This is a genomic window from Mangrovihabitans endophyticus (assembly GCF_014646155.1).
Lineage (GTDB): Bacteria > Actinomycetota > Actinomycetes > Mycobacteriales > Micromonosporaceae > Actinoplanes > Actinoplanes endophyticus.
In genome coordinates this window covers 90,009-112,324 of the sequence record NZ_BMMX01000009.1, presented here as the reverse complement: position 1 = coordinate 112,324, position 22,316 = coordinate 90,009, and the positions used below count along the sequence as shown (strand labels likewise).

The 22,316-nt window shown below is 71.6% G+C and carries 22 protein-coding genes; 7 read left to right on the top strand and 15 right to left on the bottom strand.

Annotated elements, in window-relative coordinates; genetic code table 11:
- The first annotated feature begins 122 nt into the window (after nucleotides 1-122).
- The 3 genes from IEY73_RS13265 to IEY73_RS13255 all read left to right on the top strand — a co-directional run bounded on the left by IEY73_RS13265 (nucleotide 123) and on the right by IEY73_RS13255 (nucleotide 3,172).
- Nucleotides 123-1,091, top strand: a complete 969-nt coding sequence (locus IEY73_RS13265; protein ID WP_229715802.1) for a sugar-binding transcriptional regulator — start codon at nucleotides 123-125, stop codon at nucleotides 1,089-1,091.
- Nucleotides 1,088-1,996 (top strand): SDR family NAD(P)-dependent oxidoreductase, encoded by a 909-nt coding sequence (locus IEY73_RS13260; protein ID WP_189079486.1) that lies wholly within the window; start codon nucleotides 1,088-1,090, stop codon nucleotides 1,994-1,996. The genes IEY73_RS13265 and IEY73_RS13260 overlap by 4 nt, the downstream gene beginning before the upstream one ends.
- 573 nt (nucleotides 1,997-2,569) lie before the next feature.
- Nucleotides 2,570-3,172, top strand: a complete 603-nt coding sequence (locus IEY73_RS13255; RefSeq protein ID WP_189079485.1) for a class I SAM-dependent methyltransferase — start codon at nucleotides 2,570-2,572, stop codon at nucleotides 3,170-3,172.
- Here the strand turns inward: IEY73_RS13255 and IEY73_RS13250 are convergent.
- From IEY73_RS13250 to IEY73_RS13225, 6 genes are all read right to left on the bottom strand, one after another.
- Nucleotides 3,111-3,971, bottom strand: coding sequence for a hypothetical protein (locus IEY73_RS13250; protein ID WP_189079484.1), 861 nt, complete (start codon nucleotides 3,969-3,971; stop codon nucleotides 3,111-3,113). The two genes, IEY73_RS13255 and IEY73_RS13250, sit on opposite strands and share 62 nt — an antisense overlap.
- Before the next feature lie 25 nt (nucleotides 3,972-3,996).
- Nucleotides 3,997-4,986 carry an AraC family transcriptional regulator gene (locus IEY73_RS13245; RefSeq protein WP_189079483.1) on the bottom strand — a complete coding sequence of 330 codons (990 nt, stop codon included), beginning with the start codon at nucleotides 4,984-4,986 and terminating at the stop codon, nucleotides 3,997-3,999.
- 42 nt (nucleotides 4,987-5,028) lie between these two features.
- Nucleotides 5,029-5,358 (bottom strand): phospholipase, encoded by a 330-nt coding sequence (locus IEY73_RS13240; protein WP_189079482.1) that lies wholly within the window; start codon nucleotides 5,356-5,358, stop codon nucleotides 5,029-5,031.
- Nucleotides 5,355-6,749: a DUF4331 domain-containing protein gene (locus IEY73_RS13235; protein WP_189079481.1), complete on the bottom strand. Its 1,395-nt coding sequence runs from the start codon at nucleotides 6,747-6,749 to the stop codon at nucleotides 5,355-5,357. The genes IEY73_RS13240 and IEY73_RS13235 overlap by 4 nt, the downstream gene beginning before the upstream one ends.
- Nucleotides 6,750-6,771: 22 nt before the next feature.
- A complete protein-coding gene (locus IEY73_RS13230; RefSeq protein WP_189079480.1) occupies nucleotides 6,772-7,050 on the bottom strand; it encodes a hypothetical protein in 279 nt (92 codons plus the stop codon).
- 122 nt (nucleotides 7,051-7,172) lie between these two features.
- A complete protein-coding gene (locus IEY73_RS13225) occupies nucleotides 7,173-8,123 on the bottom strand; it encodes a lytic polysaccharide monooxygenase (protein ID WP_189079479.1) in 951 nt (316 codons plus the stop codon).
- A 205-nt stretch (nucleotides 8,124-8,328) separates the two neighbouring features.
- On the opposite strand from IEY73_RS13225, the gene IEY73_RS13220 reads away from it, so the two are divergent.
- On the top strand, nucleotides 8,329-8,697 hold the full coding sequence (locus tag IEY73_RS13220) for an FKBP-type peptidyl-prolyl cis-trans isomerase (protein WP_189079478.1): 369 nt from the start codon (nucleotides 8,329-8,331) through the stop codon (nucleotides 8,695-8,697).
- Nucleotides 8,698-8,811: 114 nt separating this feature from the next.
- Here IEY73_RS13220 and IEY73_RS13215 read toward each other — a convergent pair whose 3' ends face one another.
- From IEY73_RS13215 to IEY73_RS13190, 6 genes are all read right to left on the bottom strand, one after another.
- Complete coding sequence (locus IEY73_RS13215; protein ID WP_189079477.1) at nucleotides 8,812-9,702, bottom strand: hypothetical protein; 891 nt, start codon at nucleotides 9,700-9,702, stop codon at nucleotides 8,812-8,814.
- Between the two features lie 67 nt (nucleotides 9,703-9,769).
- Nucleotides 9,770-10,807: a zinc-dependent alcohol dehydrogenase family protein gene (locus tag IEY73_RS13210; RefSeq protein WP_189079476.1), complete on the bottom strand. Its 1,038-nt coding sequence runs from the start codon at nucleotides 10,805-10,807 to the stop codon at nucleotides 9,770-9,772.
- Nucleotides 10,808-10,893: 86 nt separating this feature from the next.
- Nucleotides 10,894-11,778 (bottom strand): carbohydrate ABC transporter permease, encoded by an 885-nt coding sequence (locus IEY73_RS13205; protein WP_189079475.1) that lies wholly within the window; start codon nucleotides 11,776-11,778, stop codon nucleotides 10,894-10,896.
- 13 nt (nucleotides 11,779-11,791) lie between these two features.
- On the bottom strand, nucleotides 11,792-12,754 hold the full coding sequence (locus IEY73_RS13200) for a carbohydrate ABC transporter permease (protein WP_189079474.1): 963 nt from the start codon (nucleotides 12,752-12,754) through the stop codon (nucleotides 11,792-11,794).
- Between the two features lie 6 nt (nucleotides 12,755-12,760).
- Entirely contained in the window at nucleotides 12,761-14,131 is a 1,371-nt protein-coding gene (locus IEY73_RS13195; protein ID WP_189079473.1) for an ABC transporter substrate-binding protein, read from the bottom strand.
- Between the two features lie 257 nt (nucleotides 14,132-14,388).
- Nucleotides 14,389-14,595 (bottom strand): RNA-binding S4 domain-containing protein, encoded by a 207-nt coding sequence (locus IEY73_RS13190; protein ID WP_189079472.1) that lies wholly within the window; start codon nucleotides 14,593-14,595, stop codon nucleotides 14,389-14,391.
- A gap of 350 nt (nucleotides 14,596-14,945) precedes the next feature.
- Between IEY73_RS13190 and IEY73_RS13185 the strand changes: the two genes are divergently transcribed.
- Nucleotides 14,946-15,812, top strand: a complete 867-nt coding sequence (locus tag IEY73_RS13185) for a DUF1775 domain-containing protein (protein ID WP_189079471.1) — start codon at nucleotides 14,946-14,948, stop codon at nucleotides 15,810-15,812.
- Nucleotides 15,813-15,970: 158 nt separating this feature from the next.
- On the opposite strand, the gene IEY73_RS13180 is transcribed toward IEY73_RS13185, so the two are convergent.
- Nucleotides 15,971-16,909: a DHH family phosphoesterase gene (locus IEY73_RS13180; protein ID WP_189079470.1), complete on the bottom strand. Its 939-nt coding sequence runs from the start codon at nucleotides 16,907-16,909 to the stop codon at nucleotides 15,971-15,973.
- Between the two features lie 159 nt (nucleotides 16,910-17,068).
- Between IEY73_RS13180 and zwf the strand changes: the two genes are divergently transcribed.
- Nucleotides 17,069-18,562 carry a glucose-6-phosphate dehydrogenase gene (gene zwf, locus IEY73_RS13175; RefSeq protein WP_189079469.1) on the top strand — a complete coding sequence of 498 codons (1,494 nt, stop codon included), beginning with the start codon at nucleotides 17,069-17,071 and terminating at the stop codon, nucleotides 18,560-18,562.
- Between the two features lie 142 nt (nucleotides 18,563-18,704).
- Entirely contained in the window at nucleotides 18,705-19,037 is a 333-nt protein-coding gene (locus IEY73_RS13170) for an STAS domain-containing protein (protein ID WP_189079468.1), read from the top strand.
- A gap of 75 nt (nucleotides 19,038-19,112) precedes the next feature.
- Here the strand turns inward: IEY73_RS13170 and IEY73_RS13165 are convergent, their stop codons facing one another.
- Both IEY73_RS13165 and IEY73_RS13160 read right to left on the bottom strand, forming a co-directional pair.
- The gene (locus tag IEY73_RS13165; RefSeq protein ID WP_189079467.1) at nucleotides 19,113-21,071 is read right to left on the bottom strand and encodes a PPC domain-containing protein; all 1,959 of its coding nucleotides are present in this window, start codon (nucleotides 21,069-21,071) and stop codon (nucleotides 19,113-19,115) included.
- 110 nt (nucleotides 21,072-21,181) lie between these two features.
- Complete coding sequence (locus IEY73_RS13160; protein ID WP_229715801.1) at nucleotides 21,182-22,234, bottom strand: ROK family protein; 1,053 nt, start codon at nucleotides 22,232-22,234, stop codon at nucleotides 21,182-21,184.
- Nucleotides 22,235-22,316 lie beyond the last annotated feature (82 nt).

The window sequence follows — 22,316 nt, the reverse complement described above, 5'->3', positions numbered from 1 at the left end:
CAGAGCATCTGATCAGGAATCTGAAACAAGTTTCTGCACAGCCGCTCATCTGTCCGTTACAGTGAGACGGTCCGGGTCACGGGGTCGCAGAGCGGAGTGGGCGAATGGATAACCTGGCTCTCATGCGCGATCGGCTGGCCGTGACTCCCGAAGGGCCCAGGTTCTCCCCCCAGCTGCTCTACCGCGCCGCGAAGCTCTACTACGTGCAGGACGCGACCCAGGCGGAGATCGCCGACCAGCTCGGGACCAGCCGGGCCACGGTGAGCCGGCTGCTGTCCGAGGCACGCCGGCTCGGCATCGTCAAGATCGAGGTGGTGGAGCCGGTCGAGGACGACGTCTCGACACTGGCCGCGCAGACCGCCGAGGCGCTGGGCCTGAGCGCCGTCCATCTGTCCACCATGGGCAGCTCGACCCCCGGCGCGCTCGGCCCGGCGGTCGCCACCGCCCTATCCCGCATCGGGCTCGACCCCGGCGACGTGCTCATCGTCTCCAGTGGACGCACCGTCTTCGAGGTCGCCCAGGCGGACCTCCCGGCCCTGCCCGGCGTGCAGGTCACTCCGACCGTCGGCGGCCAGGACGACCCCAACGCCTGGTATCAGACCAACGAGATCACCCGGATGGTCGCGGCCAAGATCGGTGGCACACCCACGTTTCTGTACGCTCCCGCGCTGCCCGGCCCGGACCTGCACCAGCTTCTCCTGGCGGACCCGTCGATCCGCCGCGTCACCCGGCTGTGGGAGAACGCCCGCTGCGCCCTGCTCGGCGTCGGCGCTCCGCCGGCCACCCGGTCGTCCATCCCCGCGTTCGTGCCGATCGGCGCGGTCGCCTCGGCGGTCGGCGACGTCTGCAACCACTTCTTCGACCGGGACGGCAACGACGTCCCGTTCCCCGGCGGCGACCGGCTCATCGCCACCAGCGTGGAACTGCTGCGCCGGATCCCGGCGAGCATCGCGGTGGCGGCCGGCGAGGTGAAGGTGCCGGCCATCGCGGCGGGTGCCCGCGCCGGATACTTCAACCAGTTGGTGACCGATGTGCCGACGGCGAAGGCGCTGGTCGCGGCGGCCACCACGGCAGCATCGGAGACGGCATGACCACCGCCACGCCCGCCGGGACCACGGCTGCCCGCTCCACCGCTGCCGGATCCACCCGGTCTGCCGGATCCATCCGGTCCGCCGGATCCATCCCGTCTGCCGAATCCACCCCGTCTGCCGAATCCACCCCGTCTGCCGGGGACGCACCGGACCGGGCCGCGCGCCCGTTGGCGGGACGGCGCGCCCTGGTCACCGGGGCGTCCCGCGGCATCGGCGCCGCGGTCGCCGCCGGTCTGGCCGCAGCCGGCGCGGACGTGGTCCTCAGCGGGCGCGACGAGCAGGCGCTGCGCGACGTGGCCGCCACGCTGCCCGGCACGCGCACCGCCGTGGTCGCCGCCGATCTGGCCGACGGCGCCGCCGTGGAACATCTCGCCGATACCGCGCTGTCCGTCTTCGACGGCCTCGACATCCTGGTCAACAACGCCGGCGTGACCTTCCCGGAGACGGTCGCCGGCCTGAGCGTCGCCGCCTGGGACGCCACCATGGCCGTCAACCTGCGGGCCCCCGCCCTGCTCGGCGCGCGCATCGGCGCGGCGATGGCCGCCCAGGGCTCGGGCAGCATCGTGAACGTCGCCTCGCTGGCCGGGCTGCGGGCCCTCGCCGAGCACTACGCGTACTCCGCCAGCAAGGCGGCACTGATCATGGCGACCAAGGTGCTGGCGCTGGAGCTGGGGCCGCGCGGGGTACGCGCCAACGTCGTCTGCCCCACCGTGGTCCTGACCGAAATGGGCCAGCAGGTGTGGGGTGCGCGGGAGAAGGCCGCGCCGATGCTGGCCCGCATTCCCCTGGGCCGCTTCGGCGTGCCGGCCGACGTGGCCGACGCGGTAGTGTGGCTCAGCTCGGACGCCGCCGCCATGATCAACGGAGCCGAACTCCCGCTGGACGGCGGATTCACCGTAGCCTGACGACGCCCCGCACCCGCACCCGCACCCGCACCCGCACCCGCACCCGCACCGACCTCACGCCGCGCCCCGGCCATGCGCCGCGCCCCGCCATCCGCCGCGCCCCGGCCATGCGCCGCGCCGATCTTGCACTTTTCGGTCCGACAAGTCGGGTATAGAGCACCAAATCCCCCACACAATGTCCAAGATCGACTCGACCTCCGCGCCGATCTTGGAGTTATCGGTCGGATAGGTCGGGCATGTCGCCTGTAATCGGGCACACAAAGCTCAAGATCGACGACACGGACGGGCTGCACGACGCGACGGGCGGGCCCCACGACACGGACGGGCCCCACGACACGACGGGCGGGCCCCACGACACGGACGGGCCCCACGACACGACGGGCGGGCCCCACGACACGGACAGGCCCCACTACACGGACAGGCCCCACGACACGGACGGGCCCCACGACACGGGCGGGCCCCACGGGGCGGACTGGACCGGGACGGGCGGGGCCGCAACCGCCCGCACGCACAGCGAAGCATGGCTGAACGTCCACAGCGGAGCTCGCACCCGGTCCGGTACGTTCGCAGATCATGGAGGTCTTCGATCAACTCGCCGAGCTCTACCAAGGCGAGCACAGCACCAATCCCCACCAGACCGCCCTCGTTGGACGGATCGGCTCGCTGATCGGACCGGGGTCGGCGGTGCTGGACCTGGGCTGCGGCACCGGTGTGCCCACCGCCCGCATGCTGACCGAGGCGGGACACCGGGTGGTCGGCGTGGACGTCTCCGAGGGCATGCTGAAACTCGCCCGCCGGCAGGTGCCCGGCGCCGAATTCGTGCACGCCAACATCGTGGACCTGCCCGACGAGCAGGGCCCCTTCGACGCCGTCACCGCCTTCTTCTCGCTGCTCATGCTCAGCAAGGCGGACATCGAACGAACCCTGTCGCGGACGGTGGGCTGGCTGAAGCCAGGCGGCTACCTCGGCATCGGCATGGTCAACCTGGACGGTGACAGCCTGCCGGTGGAGTTCCTCGGCGTGCCGGTCACCGTGTCCGGTTACCCCGAGCCGGGACTGGCAGCGGCGTTGGAGGCCGCGGGCTTCACGGTGCTGGACATCGCCACGGTCGACTTCACTCCGGCGAACGGCCCGACGGAGAGTCAGATCTTCGCCCTGTGCCGGGCCCCGCAGTAACGTCCGCCGACCCTGCGCCGGCCCCGCTCAGGCCCGCACCGGCCCCGCTCGCACCGGCCCCGCTCGCACCGGCCGGGATCGGGGTGGCCGGGGTCGGGGCGGCCGGGGTCGGGGTGGCCGGGGTCGGGGTGGCGCTGGGCCGCCGACCGGCCAGGAACCGTGCGGTCAGCAGCGCGACGCCGGCTGCGGCCAGCACCCACACGGTCACCGCAGCCCACGCTCGCGCGGGGCTCTCCCCGGGCAGGGTCGGCCAGATCGGAAACAACAGCATGTTCGCCACCGCGCAGGCCGGAGCGGTCAAGGCGGCGAGCAGCCCTACCACGCCGGGGCGCCGCGCCCATGCGCCGGCGGCGCCCAGCGGAAGGCCGAACACCACCGCGCGGACCAGCCAGTAGACGGTGGACGGTCCGGTCATCGCATCACCGATCGGCAGCTTCACCACATAGAAGGCAAGCGTCGCCAGGACCAGCCCGAGCACCGCCGCGCCGGCCGCTGCCGGCACCCGCCGCAGCGGCGATGCCGGACCGGCGACCAGCCACCCGATGCCAAACCCGGTGACCGCCCACGCCCACCCCGAGTCGAGTAGCTGGCTGAGGTAGATCGCCGCCCACGTCGCGGCGCTGTCCTGGCTGTGCGCCTGGCCCACCTCGCCGAGCATCCCCGGCACGTCGTTGACCAGCGCAGTCAGCAGCCCCAGAGCGAGACCCGCGGCGGAACCAACCAGGACCGCACCCACGGCAGAACCGGCTGGAACCGCACCCACGGCAGAACCGGTGGGGTTCCGCTTGGTGACGCGCACCCGTCGAGGCTACCGGCCCGCACGCTCAGTGATCGTGCAGGGTGTGCGACGGCGACACCCCGTACCGCTCGCGGTAGGCGCCCGCGAACCGTCCCAGATGGGTGAACCCCCACCGGCAGGCCACCTCGCTCACGCTCGCCTGCCACGGCTCCGAGCGGGTCAGCTCGCCGTGCACGCCGTCCAGGCGCAGCCGTCGCAGGTACGCCAGCGGTGGCATGCCGACGTGCCGGCGGAACGACTCCTGCAGCACCCGGACGCCCACCCCGGCGATGCCGGCCAGCTCGGCGGCGGTGAACGGATGGGCCGGCGCCGCATGCATGGCGTCCATGGTGCGTTTCACCGGCCGGGGCCGCAATTCGCGGACCGGGGCGGACGGGTCGGCGGACGGGAACGGCACCGTCAGGGCGAGCCCGCGCAGCACCAGCGCGCGCCACCGGCGAGCCATCGGGGCCGTCGCCGGGTCACCCGCTCCGGCCAGATCCGCGTGCAGCAACCGGACCAGCGCCGCCCAGGTGCGGCCCGGCCCGGCGGTGAGGTCGAAGCTCGCGCCCAATGGTAGCGGCGAGGCGAGCTGCCGCCCGAACGTCATGGTCATCTCGTGTTCCAACACCGGGCGGTCGAGCCGGACGCTGAACAGCCGGCACTGCCCGGCGAGCCGCACCTCGACGTCGCCCACCGGCCGGTGCACGGCGGCCCGGTGTGGTCCGGCGGTCACCTCGGTGCCGCCGTGACGCGACAGCATCGTCCCGTGCAGCGGCACCAGCACGTGGTAGGCCGCCCCCACCTCACCGACCCACACGCAGGCGTCGGCGTCGCAGGCGATCCGGGTGACGGTGACACCGCCCAGCCGCACCACGTCGCCCCGGAAGGCGAAGTCCGCGGCGTCGCCGAGCGGCCGGATCCGCACCGGCCGCAGGCACAAACTCCGGCAGAACTCCTGCGCCTGCCCCGGATCGGTGGTGTGCAGGACCTGGCGGCCGGCGCCGGGCGCCGCCGGGCCGGGTGACCCGTGCATGCCGCACACTGTAGTCCCGCACGGGCGAAGCGCGGACCGATGTCAGTCGTGCGGTTCCCGCTCCGGCCATTCGAACTCGGTGACCGCGCCGCCGCGCACGTCGACCTCGGCCAGCGGTGTCGCCGGGTCGCGCCAGATCACGTACCGGCCGGCGTGCAGGCTGTCCAGCACCACGCTCCACCGCACACCCGACCGGACGTACCGGGCCCGCACCGCGGCGTGGGTCCGCCGGCCGGCGTCGGCGCGCGGGCTCACCTCGATCTCGTGCCCGCGCAGCCGCCCGGGGGTGTGGATGACCAGCGCGCCGATGTCCGCGCCGATGTTGAGCACCACGGTGCCCTGACCGGAGGGCGCGAAGGTGTGATGGCTCATGACGGGTTACCGAAACCGTCGAAGGGGGTGCCCAGGTAGGGGAAGTGCTTGAGCTGTTTGGCGCTCACGTCCTTGATGCTCAGTCCCTGCTCGACCAGGCTCGCCGCGTCGTCGGGGGTGAACGTCTCGTCGACCAGCGGCACCGTCGCGCCGGCGATGGCGCGCAGCGAGATGGACACCACGTCGTCGACGATGCGCCGCCCGTTGGGGAAGCCGGCCAGGTCGGCGCCGAGCAGGCCGAACGGGTTCGGTTCGTCGGACGGCGGTACGGCCGTATTGAGCCGCAGCATGTCCGCCTGTGTGGTGCCGGTGCTGTTCTGGAAGTTGTCGATCAGCCCGTCCGGGATGCCGGTGAGCAGAATCGCGAGCAGGTCGGCGCGCGGTGTGCCGGCGTCGTTCAGCGCGGCCAGGTTGTCGAACAGGCCCGGATAGAGCACCGGCAGCAGGCCGGCCAGTTCGGGTTGCTCGACGAATTCGGCGAACCGCTTGTCCTCGCTCGGCGGCAGGCTGTTCCACCGGTCCTTCTGCGCCATCGGCACGATGACCTCGTTGAACAGCGGGTTGCCCAGCCGGGATACCTGCACCTGCGGGCCCACCTGCACCTCGTCGCCGGACTTCTCGCCCTGACGGACCTGCACCTGCCGCCGGCCGGCCGACGTCCACACGCCGATCACCGCGCCGGGGTCGCGGCCGCGGACCTTCTTCTTGCCGTCGCGCCGTACGGCGTGCAGCGGCAACTGGATCGCGATGCTGTGCACATTGGTGCGGTCGGTGGCGTTGACCGCCTTGCCGGCGTAGTTGAACAGCTTCTGTCCCACCAGGTGCTTGTCCTGGAATGGACGCAACGTGGCCAGGTCGAAGATGGCGCCCAGGTCGACGAAGAACGCGTCGGCCCGCTGACCGGCGAACACCTTCTCGCCGCCGGGCAGCTTGTGCACGGCGTCGGCGGCCAGGCCGTCGTAGTCCGGGATGGACAGCGGCCCCACGTTGCACGGCGGGCACGGCAGGTTCTTCGCCAGCAGGGTGTGTTTGCCGGTCGCGTCGACCCGGGTGACCGAGTAGAACTGCCGCCGGTTCCAGTTCTCCGAGTCCAGCGACTCGATCGGCCCGGTGTTGTAGAGGAAGGTCCGGTCGTTACGCAGCTCGGTGCGGAAGCGGAACTGGTAGGTCAGGTCGGGGCGGGCGTCGCCGTTGGAGTCGACGTGGATCTCGTACAGGACGTCGTCGCCGAACTCGAAGAAGTTAGGCCCGCTGGCCGGCGGCTGCAGCGGCACGTAGTTGGCGATGACGGTGACCGTGTCCGGCTTGTCGGGGCTGACGAACGCGTACAGGTCGGAGCTGTCCGCGACCGGATCCTTGCTGATCTCCGGCGCTTCACGGTGCGAAGACATGGGTCGGGGTCCTTTCGGCGGCTCAGCCGCGGGCGGCTTCGAGCAGGCGGGCGGCGAGGTCCTTGTCGGTGATCGTCACCTTCGATCCGCCGGAGAACAGGTCGAAGGTGCCTTTCCCGGCGTCGCGCAGGGACAGCACCAGCGGCTCGGCGTCCGCGGAGCCGTTCTCGCCGGCGAGGCTCAGGCCCGCGACGCCGGCCGTGGCGGCGCCGACGCCGACGGTGGCGGCGACGGCCAGGACCCGGCGGCGGCTCAGGCGACCGCCGGTCCGGCGGCGGTTGCCGTAGTGGACACGACTCATGCTCGGCCTTTCGTCGAGGTTTCAGAGCGTTCGGTGTCGTCGACGCCCATCAGTACGAAGGCCGATCCGTTGCGGTTCAACGAGATCCGATGCTGTTGCGGCAAGCGCCGCGCGGCGCGGGTTCAGCGGCCGCCGAAATGCCGCGGGCCACGGGCGGCGCGGGCGCGCCGCATCCGCAGCATCGCCATCGCGGCGGTGACGCCGCACAGCACCACCAGGGCGGCGGCGACGAGCTGGCGCCCGAGGTCGGCCCGGTCGTCGCCGGCGGAGCGGGCCAGCCACGTCTGTGTGGCGGCGGTGTCCTGCGGGTCACGGGTCTGCGGCGGCACCGCCACCGCCCCGGGTTCCGGCGAGCGCGACGCCGGGCCGCCCACGGCGGAGTCGGTCGCGAGCTCGGGCGACGGGGACGCCGCCGTGGTGCGCGACGGCGACGGTTCGGGCGCCCGCAGCACCAGGTCGGAGCACGAATAGTAGGTGTCCGGGGTGCTGGAGTTCTGCCACACCACGTAGAGCAGGTGATGCCCGGTGCGGCCGGCCGGCAGCGTGCCGCTCATCCGGTAGGCGCCGGAGCGCAGCGGCGGGTCGGTCGCCGTGATCAGCGGGTCGGTGTCCAGGTCGGCCCAGCTCAGCGCCTGCGCCGGGTCGTAACCCTGCCGTGTCAGATAGACCCGGAAGGTGCCCTCGTGCGGGATGGTGGTGCGGTACCGCACGGTCAGCTTCCCGCCGGCGGTGAGCGTGGTGGACGGCCAGTCGGTCCGGGCGAGGTCGAGGCCGGCGAACTCGGGCAGGTCCGCGCTGCACAGGTGGCCGTCCCGGATGTACTGCCGGTCCTTGCCGGCCACGCCGGGCACCCGCAGGTTGTCGAAGTCGCCGAACGGGCGCCCATTGGCGGCCAGCGCGGCGCGGCACGCCGCCGAGCCGGCTTTGTCGCCTCCCGCCGCGCAGGCCGCGGTGCGGCTCAGCGGGGTGGTGGTGGCGCCGTGCGCGGACGCCGGGGCGGCGCCCGGGAGACCCGCCGCGGCGGCGAGACCACCGGCGGCCAGCGCGGCGGCGGTCCGGCGTACGACGGTCATGCTGGTCTCCTCGGGTGGTCCTGGCGCGGCGGTGCGGTCGGGGCCGCGGCGTGCCGGACCCCCGCGGAGACGGTACGGACTGCGAGGGCGGGTCGTTCACCCGCGCGCGCGGTGATGCCCGTTCGGGCACCGTGCTGTGATTGCATGACCCACGGCCCGCTCGCCGACAGGGGCGTGCGGGCCGCTTGATGAGGAAGGATCGAGTATGACCAAGCCGGACGTCGGACCCATCGCCGCGGAGCCGCCCGCCGAACTGCTGATCGAGGACATCACCGTCGGTGACGGAGACGAGGCGAAGCCGGGCAGTTCCGTCGCCGTGCACTATGTGGGTGTCGCGCATTCCACCGGCGCCGAGTTCGACGCGTCGTACAACCGCAACCAGCCGCTGGAGTTCTCCCTGGGCGCGGGTCAGGTCATCGCGGGCTGGGACCGTGGGGTGACCGGCATGCGCGTCGGGGGCCGCCGCAAGCTGACCATCCCCCCGGCGCTGGGCTACGGCGCGCAGGGCGCCGGAGGTGTCATCAAGCCGAACGAGACGCTCATCTTCGTGGTGGATCTGCTCGGCGTGCGCTGAGCCGCGGGTGCCCGCCCGTCCGGCAGGGCACCAGGCCCTGCGGACGGGCGGGCACCGGGCCCGGCCGTGGACGCCCGCGGCCGGACGGATCCCCGAACGGGTCGCCGAGCGGGGTCACCGGGTGCCCGCGAGATCGCCGCAGCCGGTCTCGTCCGGCAGCAGGGGCCGCAGCGTCACCTGGTACTTCTCCCCGCCGGAGACCCACGGCGTGGTGGCCTTGGCGTCCTTGGCCGCGGCCAGCACGGCGTCCGCCTGGGCGCCGGTCGCGGCCACGCACGGGCGCCCGCTGGGCAGCGTGTCACCGGGCAGTTCCGGCCCCGGCCAGGTGATCGCGGGCGGGGGGCTGGGCAGCTCGCTGGCGGCCGGCGTCTGGTACGGCCCGGCGAGCGCCGCCACCGCATCGGCCCGGTACGGCTGCGGCTCCGGCAGTCCCTTGGCGCCGGGCAGCCCGGTCAGCTTGCCGATGAACTCCGACAGCTTGGCGCGGGCCTTCTTCTCGGCGTCGGACAACCGCGGGTCGTCCGGGGACGCCTCGCCCAGGCCGACCACCGACACCGAGTAGGTGGTGCCGCCGGTGACCACCGTGACCACCGTGGTCGGCGCGTCGGCCATGCCCGGCTTGCCGAACGCGTCACCGGAGCGCACCCCTGCGTCCAGCGCCTGCTTCACCAGGGCGTCGACGGTCTCCGGGGAGACCTGCTGCACCTGCAGGTTGGGCAGCGCCGGGGCGGGATAGATGGCGATCTGCGGTCCTTCGGTGATGATTCGCCCGTCGGCGTACACGCTGACCACGGGCAGCCGGCCGAGCATCACGTCGGCGGGCACGAACCCGCCGGCCCGGGTCACCCGCAGAACCAGCCCGTCGCCGGCCGGCGCGGCGGGTGCGGAACTCGGGCCCGCGCTGGAGCTGCCGGACGCCCCGGTGGGGGTGCCGTTGGCGCAGGCGGTGATCAGGAACAGGGTCATCGCAGCGGCGGCTGTCCAGATGCCGCGGATCACAGTCATGGGGGCTACGACGGTGGCCCGGCCCCTACGGTTCCCGCCGATCGACGGATTTCTCATGCCGCGCCCGTCAGCCGGCGACGATGGCGATCTTGCCCGCGGTGCCCGCGTCCGCCAGTTCGTACGCCCGGCCGGCGTCGGCCAGCGCAAACCGGTCGGTCACCGTGACGTCCGGGCGCAGCTCCCAGCGGACCAGGTTCTCCAGCAGCTCGGACATGTGCCGCAGTGAGGTCACCCACGACCCGTGCAGGGTGATCTGGCGGTGGATCAGCTCCTGCGACACGTCCAGCGTCACCTGGCCGCCCTCCCCCACGAACGCGCACCGGCCCCAGGTGCGGGTGCTGCGCAGCGCGAGCAGCCGCGCGGCGGCGCTGCCGGAGCAGTCCACCGACGCCGAGCACCCCTGACCGCCGGTCAGTTCCGCGATCGCCTCGGCCGCGCCGTCACCGGCCGGCACCGCGTGGTCGACCAGGCCCAGCCGGCGGGCCACCGCCAGCCGCTCGGGCGCGATGTCGGTGCCGATCACCGGCCCGGCGCCCAGCGCCCGCCCCAGCATCGCCGCCGCCAGCCCGACCGGCCCCAGCCCGGTGACCAGCAGGGCGTCACGGCCGGAGACCCGCAGGCGCAGCAGCGACTCGTACGCGGTGCCGAACCCGCAGGACACCAGCGCCCCGTCCAGGTATGACAGCGGCTCCGGCAACGGCAGGCAGGTGCGTTCCTCGGCGAGCAGGTACGGTGCGTGGCCGCCGTCGCGCTGCCAGCCGTACGCGGCGCGGTGCGGCGACGTGCAACCGATCATGTATCCGGCCCGGCACTCGTCGCACACCCCGCAGCCGGCGATGTGGTAGACCGCGACCCGGTCCCCCTCGGCGAGCCGGCGGCAGCCCGGACCCACCGCGACGACCTGGCCGGCCGGCTCGTGCCCGGCGATCACGTTCTGGTACGCCTCCGGGCCGTGTCCCAGGTGCTCGCGGTAGATCGCCCGGATGTCGCTGCCGCAGATGCTGGACGCCTTGACCGCGAGCAGCACCTGGCCGGGGCCGGGCTGCGGCACCTCCCGCTCCACGTGCCGCACCGTGCGGTCTCCGGGCAACATCACACCCGTCATGGTCGCCATGGTGTTCCTCCAGCTCAGCACGGAGACGGCCAGCCCCGCCATCCGCGAGGCCGGCCGCGTGGATCTTGATTCGGAGACTACTTCACGCTGCCCAGGGACAGGCCCTGAACGAGCTTGTCCTGGGCGGCGAACCCGGCCACCAGCACCGGCAGCGACACCACGAACGCGGCGGCGCACAACTGCGCCAGGAACAGCCCCTGGCTGGTCACGAAACTGGTCAGGAACACCGGTGCGGTCTCCGCCACGGTCGCCGTCAGCACCCGGGCGAACAGCAGCTCGTTCCAGCTAAAGATGAAGCAGATCAGCGCGGTGGCGGCGATCCCCGGCATGACCACCGGAGCGATCACGGCCCGCATGATCCGGCCGAGCCCGGCGCCGTCCACCGCCGCCGCCTCCAGCATCTCCACCGGCACCTCGGACAGGAACGAGCGCATCATCCACACCGCGATCGGCAGGTTCATCGACGTGTAGAACAGGATCAGCAGCCAGATGTTGTCCAGCAGGCCGGTGTTCTGCGCGAACAGGTAGATCGGCAGCAGCCCGGCCACCACCGGCAGCATCTTGGTGGACAGGAAGAAGAACAGCACGTCGGTCCAGCGTTTCACCGCACGGATGGACAGCGCGTACGCGGCCGGGATGGACAACAGCAGCACCAGCGCGGTGGACACGATGCTCGCGGTGAGCGAGTTCAGCAGCGGCGGCCACGGACTGGCGCCCGCGGTGAAGAACTCCCGGTAGCCCTCCAGGGTGACCGGCGCGAACACCGACGGCGGGTTGGTCGCGGCGTCCGCCTCGCTGTGCAAGGACGTCAGCACCATCCACAGCACCGGCAGCACGAACAGGATGCCGACCACCCAGGCGAGCAGGGAGAACCACACGCCGGCCCGGTCCCGGCGATGGTGGATCCGCTCGCCGCGCTCGCCGCGGGTGGCGGTCACGGGCCCGGTCTCGGTGACACTCATGCTGGTCCTCCACTCATCGCCCGGGCTCCTGCTTGAACAGCGACGACACGGTCCGCAGCGCGAAGGTCGCGATGATGATCGTGCCGATGACCACCACGACGGCCGCCGCCGAGGCACGGCCGTAGTCGTGGGCGTTGTAGAAGATGGTGTAGATCGTGTAGGGCAGGTTCGCGGTGCCCAGGCCGCCGGAGGTGATGGTGAAGACCGCGTCGAAGTTCTGCACGATGTAGATCGACCCGAGCAGCGCACCCAGTTCCAGGTACTGCCGCAGGTGCGGCAGCGTCATGGTGCGGAAGATCTGCCAGGTGTTCGCCCCGTCGATGCGGGCCGCCTCCACCACATCCAGCGGGCGTCCCTGCAGCCCGGCCAGCAGGATCAGCATCATGAACGGGGTCCACTGCCAGACCAGCGCGAAGATGACCGCCCACAGCGGCATGGTGCTGATCCAGTCCGGTTGCGGCGGCCGGTCCGCGCCGAACAGGTTCCACACCCCGGTGAGGGCACCGTTGAACAGCCCGTATTCCGGGTTGTACAGGGCGTGCTTCCAGAGCAGGGCCGCGGCCACCGGCACCACCAGGAACGGCGCGATCATCATGGTGCGGACCGCGCCGCGCCCGCGGAACTTGCGGTCCAGCAGCAGCGCGATGCCCAGCCCGAGCAGCAGGCTGATCAGCACCACACCGGCGGTCAGCAGGATGGTGGTCCACACCGCCTCGCGCATGTTGATGTCGGTGAAGACCCGCCGGAAGTTGTCCACCCCGGCGAACCCGCGCTCGTCGGGATAGTAGGCGTTCCAGTCCATGAACGAGATCACCAGCGTGGCCACGAACGGCAACTGGGTCACCACGATCATGAAGATGAGCGCGGGGAGCAGCGGAGCCCGGCGCGCCCACCCGGCGGCCCGGCGCGGGGCGCCCCCGGCCCGGGAGGCAGCGTCGGTCCGGCCCCGGGACGTCTGTTCGGCCACGGATGTCATCGCCGTTCACCCCTCCTGCCGGGACTGGTATCGCTCGGCGACGTCCTCGGCCAGCCGCTGGCTGCGGTCCAGGGCCTCGTCCACGCTCATCTGCCCGGCGATGGCCGAGCTGATGTTCTGCGACACCTGTGTGCCCAGGTCGGTGAACTCCGGGATGTCGACGAACTGGATGCCGATGGCCGGCCGCGGCTGCACCCCCGGATTGCGCGGGTCGGCGTCGGCGATGGCGTCGCGGGTCGGCTCGGCGAACGCGGACGCCACCGTCAGATAATCCGGATTCTCGTACGTGGAGGCCCGCTTGCCGGCCGGGACGCTGGACCATCCGATCTTCTCGCCCACCAGTTCCTCGTACCGTCGGCTGGACGCCCAGGAGATGAACTTCCAGGCGTTGTCCTTTTTGGCGCTGGCCTGCTGGATGCCCCACGACCACGCGTACAGCCAGCCGGAGCGTTCGGTGTGCACCACCGGCGCGGCGACGTAGCCCATCTTGTCCTTGACCGGCGAGTCGGACGCCTCCAGCGACCCGGCCGCGCTCGTCGCGTCGTACCACATCGCCACGTTGCCCTGCACCGTGTTGTTCAGGCACTCGGTGAAGCCGGCTTGCGGGGCGCCGGCCTCCCCGTGCGTCCGTACCAGGTTGACGTAGAACCGGGTGGCCGCGGTGAAGCCGGGCGCGTCCACCCGCGGCGTCCAGTCCTTGTCGAACCAGGTGCCGCCGAACGTGTTCACCACCGTGGTCAGCGGCGCCATGACCTGACCCCAGCCGGGCTGGCCGCGCAGGCAGATGCCGCGCATGCCGGGTTCCTTGCCGTCCACTTGCGCGGCGATGCGGGCGACCTGCGGCCACGTCGGATGGCTGGGCATCGTGATGCCCTGCTTCTCCAGCACGTCCTTGCGGTACATGAGGAACGACGACTCGCCGTAGAACGGCTCACCGTAGAGCTTGCCGTCGTCGGCGGTGAGCGATTTCGTCATCGACGGGAGGATGTCCGCCTGGTCGAATCGCCGGTCGGCGGCGACATACCGGTCCAGCGGCGCGATCCAGTGCGACGTGGCGTAGATCGGGATCTCGAAGTTGGACAGTGACGCGACATCGTACTGTCCGGCCTGGCTGGAGAACTCCTGACTGATCTTGTCGCGGACGTCGTTCTCGGGCAGCACCGTGAAGTTCACGCCGATGCCGGTCTCCCGGGTGAAGTTCGCCGCGGTCAGGCGTTGCAGGTCGATCATCTGCGGGTTGTTCACCATCAGCACGTTGATGCTGTTGGCGCCGCCGTCACCGGCGGCGTTCCCGCCCCAGCCGGCGCAGCCGCAGAGGCCGGCGGCGAGGGTCAGCGTGGCGGCGGTCACGGCCGGGAACACGCGGGCACGGGACATGCGGCCTCCTCGTCGAGGCGACGGACGTCACCGGCGCGTAGGCAGCCGGTAACACATCGGTCATCAGTACATGCCCACGATCAATGTGGTGTCAACCGCTCACACCCCGTCACCGACGGTACGCACTGTGGACAGCGCCGATGCGCACCGTCATCGGCCACGGGCGCAGGGGCCGGCGCACGGATGCCTTCCCGCCAGACGACGCCCCTCCCGACGACGACGCCCGGCGCGGGTCCCGCCGCCACGCCCGGGCACGGTCAGGCCACGCGCGCCTGCCGCCCGAGCACCGCCACGACGTCGCCCGGGTGTAGCTGACGCCCGCGGCGGCGATCCACCTCGCCGTTCACCGACACGTCACCCGAGGCGATCAGGACCTTGCCCTCGCCACCCGTGTCGATGAGGTCCGCCAGTTTGAGGAACTGACCGAGTCTGATCATTTCTCCGCCGATCGGCACGTCTCGCATCCGGCCATTGTCCGCGCCGCCCCGCCCCGCACCCCTCCCCGTCCCGTCCCCGCCCGTCCCCGCCCGCGCCGCCCCGCGCCGCCCCGCGCCGCCCCGCGCCGCCCCGCACCGCCGATCTTGGAGTTAGTGGGCCGGAATTGCGATATTGAGGGCGGTTTGGTGCCCCACTAATACCAAGATCGATCCGTTGGGGCGGGGCGGGCGGGGCGGGACGGGGACGGGCGGGCGGGGACGGGCGGGCGGCGTGGGGGGCGGGCGGGAGGCGGGACGGAAAATTTTGCGGCGCGTTGAACCATCGGCGTCCGGCATCCGAACTACCGATCGTGCGCCGACTTCACCGCCTTCGCCGCGTGGGCATTCTGACCGGCCTTGCCACGGCCGGCGTGCTCGCCACGGCCGTTCCCGCCGCCGCCGATGTCACCGTCAGCCCGCCGAACGCGATTCAGGGCGGCGGGGTGAACCTCACGTTCACCGTGACCAACGAGGGCACCGAAGCGATCAAACGGCTGACCGTGGTGATCCCTGAGGACACCCCGGTGGCCGAGGTGTATCCGTTGTCGGTGGACGACTGGGCGCCGCAGATCGAGCATCGCACCCTGGCGGTGCCGCTGAACAGCATCCATGGTGGCACCCCGGTCACCGAGGCGGTCAAGGACATCACGTGGACGGCCGCGCCGGGGCGGGAACTGGCGCCCGGGGCCACGGGCGACGTGCGCATCGCGATCGGGCCGATGCCGCAGGTGAGCTCGATCGCCTTCCGGGTGGTGCCGACGTACGCGGACGGGTCCTCCACGCCGGCGCTGCCGCCCGCCACGGTCGGTCTCGCCCCCGCCAAGCCCGGTCAGGAGATGCCGGGTCACGCCGGGCACGGTTCGGGCGCTTCCGGGACGGAGGCGACGCAGGGCGACGGCGAGGACGCGGCGTTCGCCGCCGTGGTGGCGCAGGCCGAGCAGGGGCCGGGGTTCTGGTCGATCGCCGGCTGGGTGCTGGCGTTGCTGGCCGGGGCCGGGGCGGTGGTGGTGCTGCTGCGCGGACGCCGGGCCGCGACGACGGCGACCGGCGACGACACCACGGCAGACGACGACACGACCGCGGACGACAAGGCGGAAGCCGACGACAAGGGCACGGCGGCCGGGACCACCGCGGACGCCGGTGACGATTCGCTGGTCGGCGCCGGTGGACCGAAGGTCAATGCCTGGAGCTATCGGGACCAGTGAGGGACATCCCGCGCAGGTGGGCGCGGGCATGTCGTGCGGACGCGCGTGGGGTGCGGAGCACGACGGGCGGGTGGGGCCAAGGGCAAGGCCCACGACCTGCGGCGTGCGGGGCGGGAGGGTCGGCCCTCCCGCCCCGCTGCACGCCCCGGGCACACCACTCAGACGGTTACCGCACGGGGTGTGCGCAACTCTCCCACGATCTCGTCCAGCACACGTTCCGCGTCCTCGTGCGCGACCTGGCAGGTGCCCGCCGCCACGTGACCGCCTCCGCCGTACCGCAGCATGACGGCGCCCACGTCGGCCGGGGAACTGCGATCGAGAATCGATTTGCCGCAGGCGAACACGGTGTTCTGCTTGTTGCGGCCCCAGAGGGCGTGCACCGAGACCCGGGCCTCGGGGAACAGCGCGTACACCATGAACCGGTTGCCGGCGTGGATGGTGTCCTCGTTGCGCAGGTCGACGATCACCACGTCGCCGTCCATCCGGCAGACCCGGTGCAGTTGCTCACGGAACAGCTCGGAGCAGTTCTCGTACAGGTCGGCGCGCTCCGCGACGTCCGGCAGCGCGAGGATCTGCTCGACGTCCTGGTGGTCGATGCAGGCGTCGATGAGCTGCATCATCAGATGGTAGTTGGAGATCCGGAACTCGCGGAAGCGGCCCAGCCCGGTGCGGCTGTCCATGAGGAAGTTGAGCAGCGTCCAGCCGGTCGGATGCAGGATGTCCGGCAGCGTGTACGCGGCCGAGTCGGCCTGGTCGACCGCGTGCATCAGGTCGTCGGAGACCTGCGGGAACCGTTGCGCGCCGCCGTAGTGCCGGTAGATGACCCGCGCCGCGGACGGGGCGTCCGGGTCGATGATGTGGTTCGGCTTGTCGCCGCCGGTGCGCAGCGTCTCCGAGTGGTGGTGGTCGAAGACCAGGTGAGCGGCTTGCGCGTACGGCAGGTTGGTGAGGATGTCACGTCCGGTGACCTCGACCGTGCCGTCCTGGACGTCCTTGGGATGCACGAAGCTGATCTCGTCGATCATGTCCAGATGCCGGAGCAGCACGGCGCAGACCAGGCCGTCGAAGTCACTGCGCGTGACCAGCCGGTGTTTCACGTCGGGTCGCCTCCTGTCGCCGGGCCATTATTTCTAGTTTGCCACTTTTGTCGTACGCGCTTGGCCGCAACGACATACCGGACCGATCCCCCGCCGTGCTGCCCTGCGTAAGGTGCAGTCAGACGGTTCCGCCTCTGAGTCGAAGGACGAAACGGACCCATGGACAACGTCGCTCAGTTGAATCAGGAGCGCTCCGCCCCGCCGGCCACCCTGGTGATCTTCGGCGCCTCCGGTGACCTCACCCGCCGCAAGCTGCTGCCGGCCGTGGAGAGCCTGGCCCGGCACCAGCGGCTGCCAGCCGAGTTCGCCCTGGTCGGCGTCGCCCGCACGGCGATGTCCGACGAGCAGTTCGTGGCCGGCGCGCTGGGCGAGCGTGGCCTGTCGAACATGCCGCAGATGGAGGGCGGGATCCGATACGTCTCCGGCGGCTACGACGACCCGGAGACGTACAAGCGGCTCGCCGAGGTGCTCGACGAGCTGGACCACCAGCGCGGCACCGCGGGCAGCCGGCTGTTCTACCTGTCCACCCCCGCCGAGGCGTTCCAGCCGGTGATCAACGGGCTGGCCGCCTCGGGTCTCAACCGGGCCCGCGAGGGCGCGTTCTCCCGGCTGGTGATCGAGAAGCCGTACGGCCGGGACCTGGCCACCGCGCGGGAACTGGACCAGGTGGTGCACGCCGCGTTCGACGAGCCGCAGGTCTTCCGCATCGACCACTACCTGGGCAAGGACACCGTGCAGAACGTCCTGGCCCTGCGATTCGCCAACGCCATATTCCAGCCGATCTGGAACCGGTCCTGGGTCGACCACGTGCAGATCACGGTGGCCGAGACGCTGGGCGTGGGCAGCCGCGGCGGCTTCTACGAGCACGCCGGCGCGATGCGCGACATCGTGCAGAACCACGTGCTGCAGGTGCTGGCGCTGGCCCTGATGGAGCCGCCGGCCAGCTTCGACGCCGAGGGCCTGCGCAACGAGAAGGTGAAGCTTCTGCAGGCGATCCGGCTGCCCACCAACCGGGACATCGCCGACCTGGCCGTGCGGGGGCAGTACACCCGCGGCGGGACCCGCGAGGAACTCATGCCCGGATACCGCGACGAGCAGGGCGTCGACCCGCTGTCGCGCACCGAGACGTACGCCGCGATGCGCCTGAACGTGGACAACTGGCGGTGGGCCGGGGTGCCGTTCTACGTCCGTACCGGCAAGCGGCTCCCGGCCCGGGTGACTGAGGTGGCGCTGCAGTTCCAGCGGCCACCGCACCTGCCGATCCCGACCACCCAGCTCACCGAGCTGGAGGCCGACGCGCTGATCCTGCGCATCCAGCCCAACGAGGGCATTTCGCTGCGCTTCGGCGCGAAGGTGCCCGGTCATTCCTTCCGGGTGCGCACGGCGAGCATGGATTTCTCGTACGACCGGACGTTCCGCGAGGAGTCCCCGGAGGCGTACGAGCGGCTGCTGCTGGACGCGCTGCTGGGCGACCCCACGCTGTTCATCCGCACCGACGAGGTGGAACAGTGCTGGCGCATCGTGGACCCGATCATCGAGCACTGGGCGGAGGACCGCTCCCCCATCCCGACCTATGAGGCGGCCTCCTGGGGTCCCGCGGACGCGGACCGCCTGATCGGTCGCAGCGGGCGCCGGTGGCGCAACGAGTTGTAGGCGTTCGGGCAGAAGATCAACACACCGCTTTCGGAGCGGATTCGGGAGATGGGCGGGTTCTCGCCTAGGGTGTTAACGGAAGGTCAACGACCCTCGCACCCGCCCCCTTTCCCTCCCCCATGACCGAAAGCGATACAAAGCCATGCAGGTCTCGGTCGCGCACCGCCCGCCGAACACGGCCGTCCTCGTGCTGCGCGGTTCCCTCGACATCGACACCGCGGCCTCCCTGAAGGCGAACCTGAGCCGCCTGGTGGAGCGGCCGGCGCCGCGCGTGGTGGTCGATGTGGCGGGGCTGGACTTCTGCGACTCGATGGGCGTCGGCGTGCTGGTGACCGCGCACGGCCGGGCCCAGGAGCGGGGCGGATGGGTGCGCCTGGCGGCCCCGTCGGGTTTCCTGCGACGGTTGCTGGAAACCCTCGGGCTGACCGACTACCTGCAGGTGTTCGCGGACGTGGACGCGGCGCTGGCCGACTGACGCCGGTCAGCGACTGATGCCGACGGGCCCCGGAACCAACCGGTTCCGGGGCCCGCCCGTCGTGCGTACCGGAAATCAGCTCGTCAGGCCGAACGCCACCCGGCCGAGCGTGTTCTCGGTGCCGGAGAAGCCCTCGGACGGGATGAACTGGTCCTCGCCGAAGTCGACGTCCGCGTCGTCCGCCGTGCCGCCGATGCCGTCCGGGCCCACGCCGAACAGGGTGCCGAAGCCGGTGCCGCCGGCGTCCATCAGGTTCGCCGTGGCGTCGGCGTTGTCGGTGTGGAAGTTGCCGAAGAAGTGCCCGGCCTCGTGCGAGATCACGTTGCCCAGCGCCTGTCCGACGAACGCCAGCCGGTCACTCGCCGGCGTCATGTAGGTGTTCAGCGACGCCACCCCTCCGGGCGGCGAGCTCAGCACGTCGAGCAGCACCAGGGCCGTCTCCTCGGTGCCGAAGTTACCCGGGTCGATGCTCTGCGCGATGCCGATGGTGTTGATCCCGGACTCTTCGATGGTGCCGCCGACCACGACCCGGCTGACGTTCTCCTGACCCCAGACGTCCGGGTTGTCCTTGCTGTTGCGCACCTTCAGCGCGAAGCGCTGGTTGAGACCGCTCTCGATCATGTCCTGCTGGAGATTCTCCGTCACCTCGGCCACGACCTTGTCGATCAGCGCGTTCTCGTCGGCGCGGGTCAGGCCCCAGTTGCCCAGGAACGCCGCCAGCGGGCTGAGGTCGACGTTGCCGTTGCCGCCACCGACCACGTACGTGTTCACCCGGGCGCCGTCGAAGTCGAGGTAGAGCGTCTGCACCGGGCGCTGACCCTGCAGACCCGGACGGTACGCCTCGACGGTGATGTCATACGCCCCGTCGCCGTTGGCCACGCCCACGTAGTGCCAGCCCGCCTTGGTGGCCACGTAGTCGGTCACCGCGTTGCCGCCGCCGGGCAGCGGCGAGTCCATCGGGTAGATGAACGAGGCGTCCTGGCTGGAGCCGTGCACCTCGCGCGGCTGCGTGTCGTACACCGTCAGGTATCCGGCGGAGCCGGTCACCCGCGCGCCCAGCACGTCGCCGGGACGCAGCCGGATCGCGTAGAAGTCGGTGTCGTCGGCCGCCGAGGTGATGGTCACCGTGTACGGCCCTTCGGTGTTCGCCCCCGGGCCGCTGGCCGGGTCGAACGGGTCGCTGGGCAGGCTGGCGTAGGAGGCCACCATCGCGTAGTAGGTGCCGTCGGCGGGCACCGAGTATTGCAGCTTGCTGTCCAGGCCGTCGGCGTCGTCGTTGAACGCCACGATGGTGCCGTCCGCGTCGTACAGGCGCACGTAGGTGTCCAGGTCGCCGGTCGGCGTCGAGGTCTGCACCGTGATCACCTTGCCGGCGGCCGCGGTGAGCTCATAGAAGTCGAAGTCGCCGGTGTCCGTACCGGCCGAGCCGTGCGGGCCGTCGCCGATCTCGGCGGAGACGGTGACGCCGGAGCGCAGCGAGCCGATCGAGGTTGAGCCGGCCAACGGGATGGCGCCGTCGTCCTCGGGCGTGGCCGGCTGCGTGGTGGGGCTGACCGGCTCCGGGTCCAGGCTGCCCAGGATGCGCATCTTGGCGAAGGTCTTCTTGTCCCCCGTGCCGAAGTCGGGGATGCGCTGCGCCAGCGCGGGGTTGTCGTTGGCCCCGCGGGTGCCGTCGATTTCGTCCTCGTCGACCACCACCGGGGGTGTGTCGGCGGCCTTGGCCTGGTCCGCGGTCAGCCCCAGGGCCTTGAGGCGGGCGGCCGCGCGGGCCTTCGACTGCTGCTTCATGTACGCCGTCCAGCCGGCGTAGTCCGCCGTGCGGGCGTCCGGCAGAAGCGACAGATACGGATTCGGCCCGGCGGGCTTGGCACCCGGCGCGGCTTTCGGCGCGAGCTGCTCGCCGCTGGCCAGCCTCGCCTGCTCGGCCGGGCTCAGACCGGGGCCGGCCTTGCCGCCGGCGGCGGACGCGCCGACCGGTGTGAACGCGACCAGACCGAGCATGAGCGCTCCGGCGGCCGCGATGCTGCGTCGCATCAATGATCCCCCTTCGACCCGTCCGGGCCCCCGCCGCGGACGGCACCCGCGACGCTACTGAAGGGGTTGATCAATATCTAGTGCCGTCGATGATCCCGCGTCCGCACCGGTCAGCGCAGCGCGGCCGTGGAGACGCTGTCCAGCGCGGCCACCGCGGCGCCGCGCGCACCCGCCATGTCGAGGTCCGGGACGAGGGCGAATCCGGCCACCTCGGCCTGTTCGCGGCGCAGGTCGGTGTTCTCCCGCACCCGCTGCAGGAACCATTCGCGGAATCGTGGCGCGGCCTCGACCACCCCGCCACCGAGGAAGTACATCGCCGGGTCGGTGAAGTTCGCCGCGATGGTGAACAGTTTGCCGATCGCCGCCGCCTGCTGACCGAAAACCGACAGGGCGAGCGGGTCTTCCTTCTCCCCGTACGAGCGCAGCGCCTTGGCCGCGGCGGACACCGGCTCGGCCGCCAGCGGGTGGCCGGGGAACCGGGTGAGCCAGTAGGGCAGCAGGTTGTTGCGGATGCCGGTGAGCGACGCGACGCTCTCCACGTCGCCGGCAAAGCCGCAGTTGCAGCGCGGCACCGGCTGCCCCTGCTCCAGCACGTCCTGCAACGGGATCTGCACGTGCCCCAGCTCGCCGGCCATCCCGGCGGCGCCGCTGATCACCCGCCCGGCCTCGACCACCCCGCCGCCCAGGCCGGTGCCGACGATGGCGGACACCGACGAGCGTTCCATCGCGTCGGCGCCGAAGTGCCGGTGGTGGGCGTACAGCGCGGCGGCGTTGGCGTCGTTGTTGTAGACCACCGGCAGGCCGATGCGCTCCTCCAGCGCGCCGCGGATGTCGAAGCCGTGCCAGTCCGGCTGGGAGAAGTTGGTCGCGCCCTTCGACGAGATGACGCCCGCGGCGCTGGCCGGCCCCGGCGTGTCCAGTCCCACCGCGCGCACCAGCGTGCGCGGTGTGCGGGTCAGCTCCAGGATGCCGGTCAGCGCCGCGGCTAGCTGCTCGATCGCCGCCTCCGGGCCGTCCAGCACCAGGCTGGGGTTCTCCACCAGGTGGTCGACCAGAAACTGCCCGGTCGCGTCCAGCACCGTGGCGTTGTTGCAGGTGCCACCGTTGTCCAGGCCCACCACGACCCAGGACGCCGGGGTACGTATCGCGTCGATGTGATCCACGACACGAGCGTACGTCCGTCGCCGCGGCACCGGAACTCCGCCGCCGGATCGCACGGCGGACCACCGCGTCGCGGACCACCGC

Bases quoted from the DNA above. Each gene is read 5' to 3' on its own strand.
- IEY73_RS13195 (WP_189079473.1), bottom strand. From the start codon at position 14,131: ATGTCCCGTGCCCGCGTGTTCCCGGCCGTGACCGCCGCCACGCTGACC.
- IEY73_RS13200 (WP_189079474.1), bottom strand. From the start codon at position 12,754: ATGACATCCGTGGCCGAACAGACGTCCCGGGGCCGGACCGACGCTGCC.
- IEY73_RS13260 (WP_189079486.1), top strand. From the start codon at position 1,088: ATGACCACCGCCACGCCCGCCGGGACCACGGCTGCCCGCTCCACCGCT.
- IEY73_RS13230 (WP_189079480.1), bottom strand. From the start codon at position 7,050: ATGAGTCGTGTCCACTACGGCAACCGCCGCCGGACCGGCGGTCGCCTG.
- IEY73_RS13210 (WP_189079476.1), bottom strand. From the start codon at position 10,807: ATGACGGGTGTGATGTTGCCCGGAGACCGCACGGTGCGGCACGTGGAG.
- IEY73_RS13190 (WP_189079472.1), bottom strand. From the start codon at position 14,595: ATGCGAGACGTGCCGATCGGCGGAGAAATGATCAGACTCGGTCAGTTC.
- IEY73_RS13265 (WP_229715802.1), top strand. From the start codon at position 123: ATGCGCGATCGGCTGGCCGTGACTCCCGAAGGGCCCAGGTTCTCCCCC.
- IEY73_RS13165 (WP_189079467.1), bottom strand. From the start codon at position 21,071: ATGCGACGCAGCATCGCGGCCGCCGGAGCGCTCATGCTCGGTCTGGTC.
- IEY73_RS13235 (WP_189079481.1), bottom strand. From the start codon at position 6,749: ATGTCTTCGCACCGTGAAGCGCCGGAGATCAGCAAGGATCCGGTCGCG.
- IEY73_RS13205 (WP_189079475.1), bottom strand. From the start codon at position 11,778: ATGAGTGTCACCGAGACCGGGCCCGTGACCGCCACCCGCGGCGAGCGC.
- zwf (WP_189079469.1), top strand. From the start codon at position 17,069: ATGGACAACGTCGCTCAGTTGAATCAGGAGCGCTCCGCCCCGCCGGCC.
- IEY73_RS13255 (WP_189079485.1), top strand. From the start codon at position 2,570: ATGGAGGTCTTCGATCAACTCGCCGAGCTCTACCAAGGCGAGCACAGC.
- IEY73_RS13245 (WP_189079483.1), bottom strand. From the start codon at position 4,986: ATGCACGGGTCACCCGGCCCGGCGGCGCCCGGCGCCGGCCGCCAGGTC.
- IEY73_RS13225 (WP_189079479.1), bottom strand. From the start codon at position 8,123: ATGACCGTCGTACGCCGGACCGCCGCCGCGCTGGCCGCCGGTGGTCTC.
- IEY73_RS13240 (WP_189079482.1), bottom strand. From the start codon at position 5,358: ATGAGCCATCACACCTTCGCGCCCTCCGGTCAGGGCACCGTGGTGCTC.
- IEY73_RS13170 (WP_189079468.1), top strand. From the start codon at position 18,705: ATGCAGGTCTCGGTCGCGCACCGCCCGCCGAACACGGCCGTCCTCGTG.
- IEY73_RS13220 (WP_189079478.1), top strand. From the start codon at position 8,329: ATGACCAAGCCGGACGTCGGACCCATCGCCGCGGAGCCGCCCGCCGAA.
- IEY73_RS13215 (WP_189079477.1), bottom strand. From the start codon at position 9,702: ATGACTGTGATCCGCGGCATCTGGACAGCCGCCGCTGCGATGACCCTG.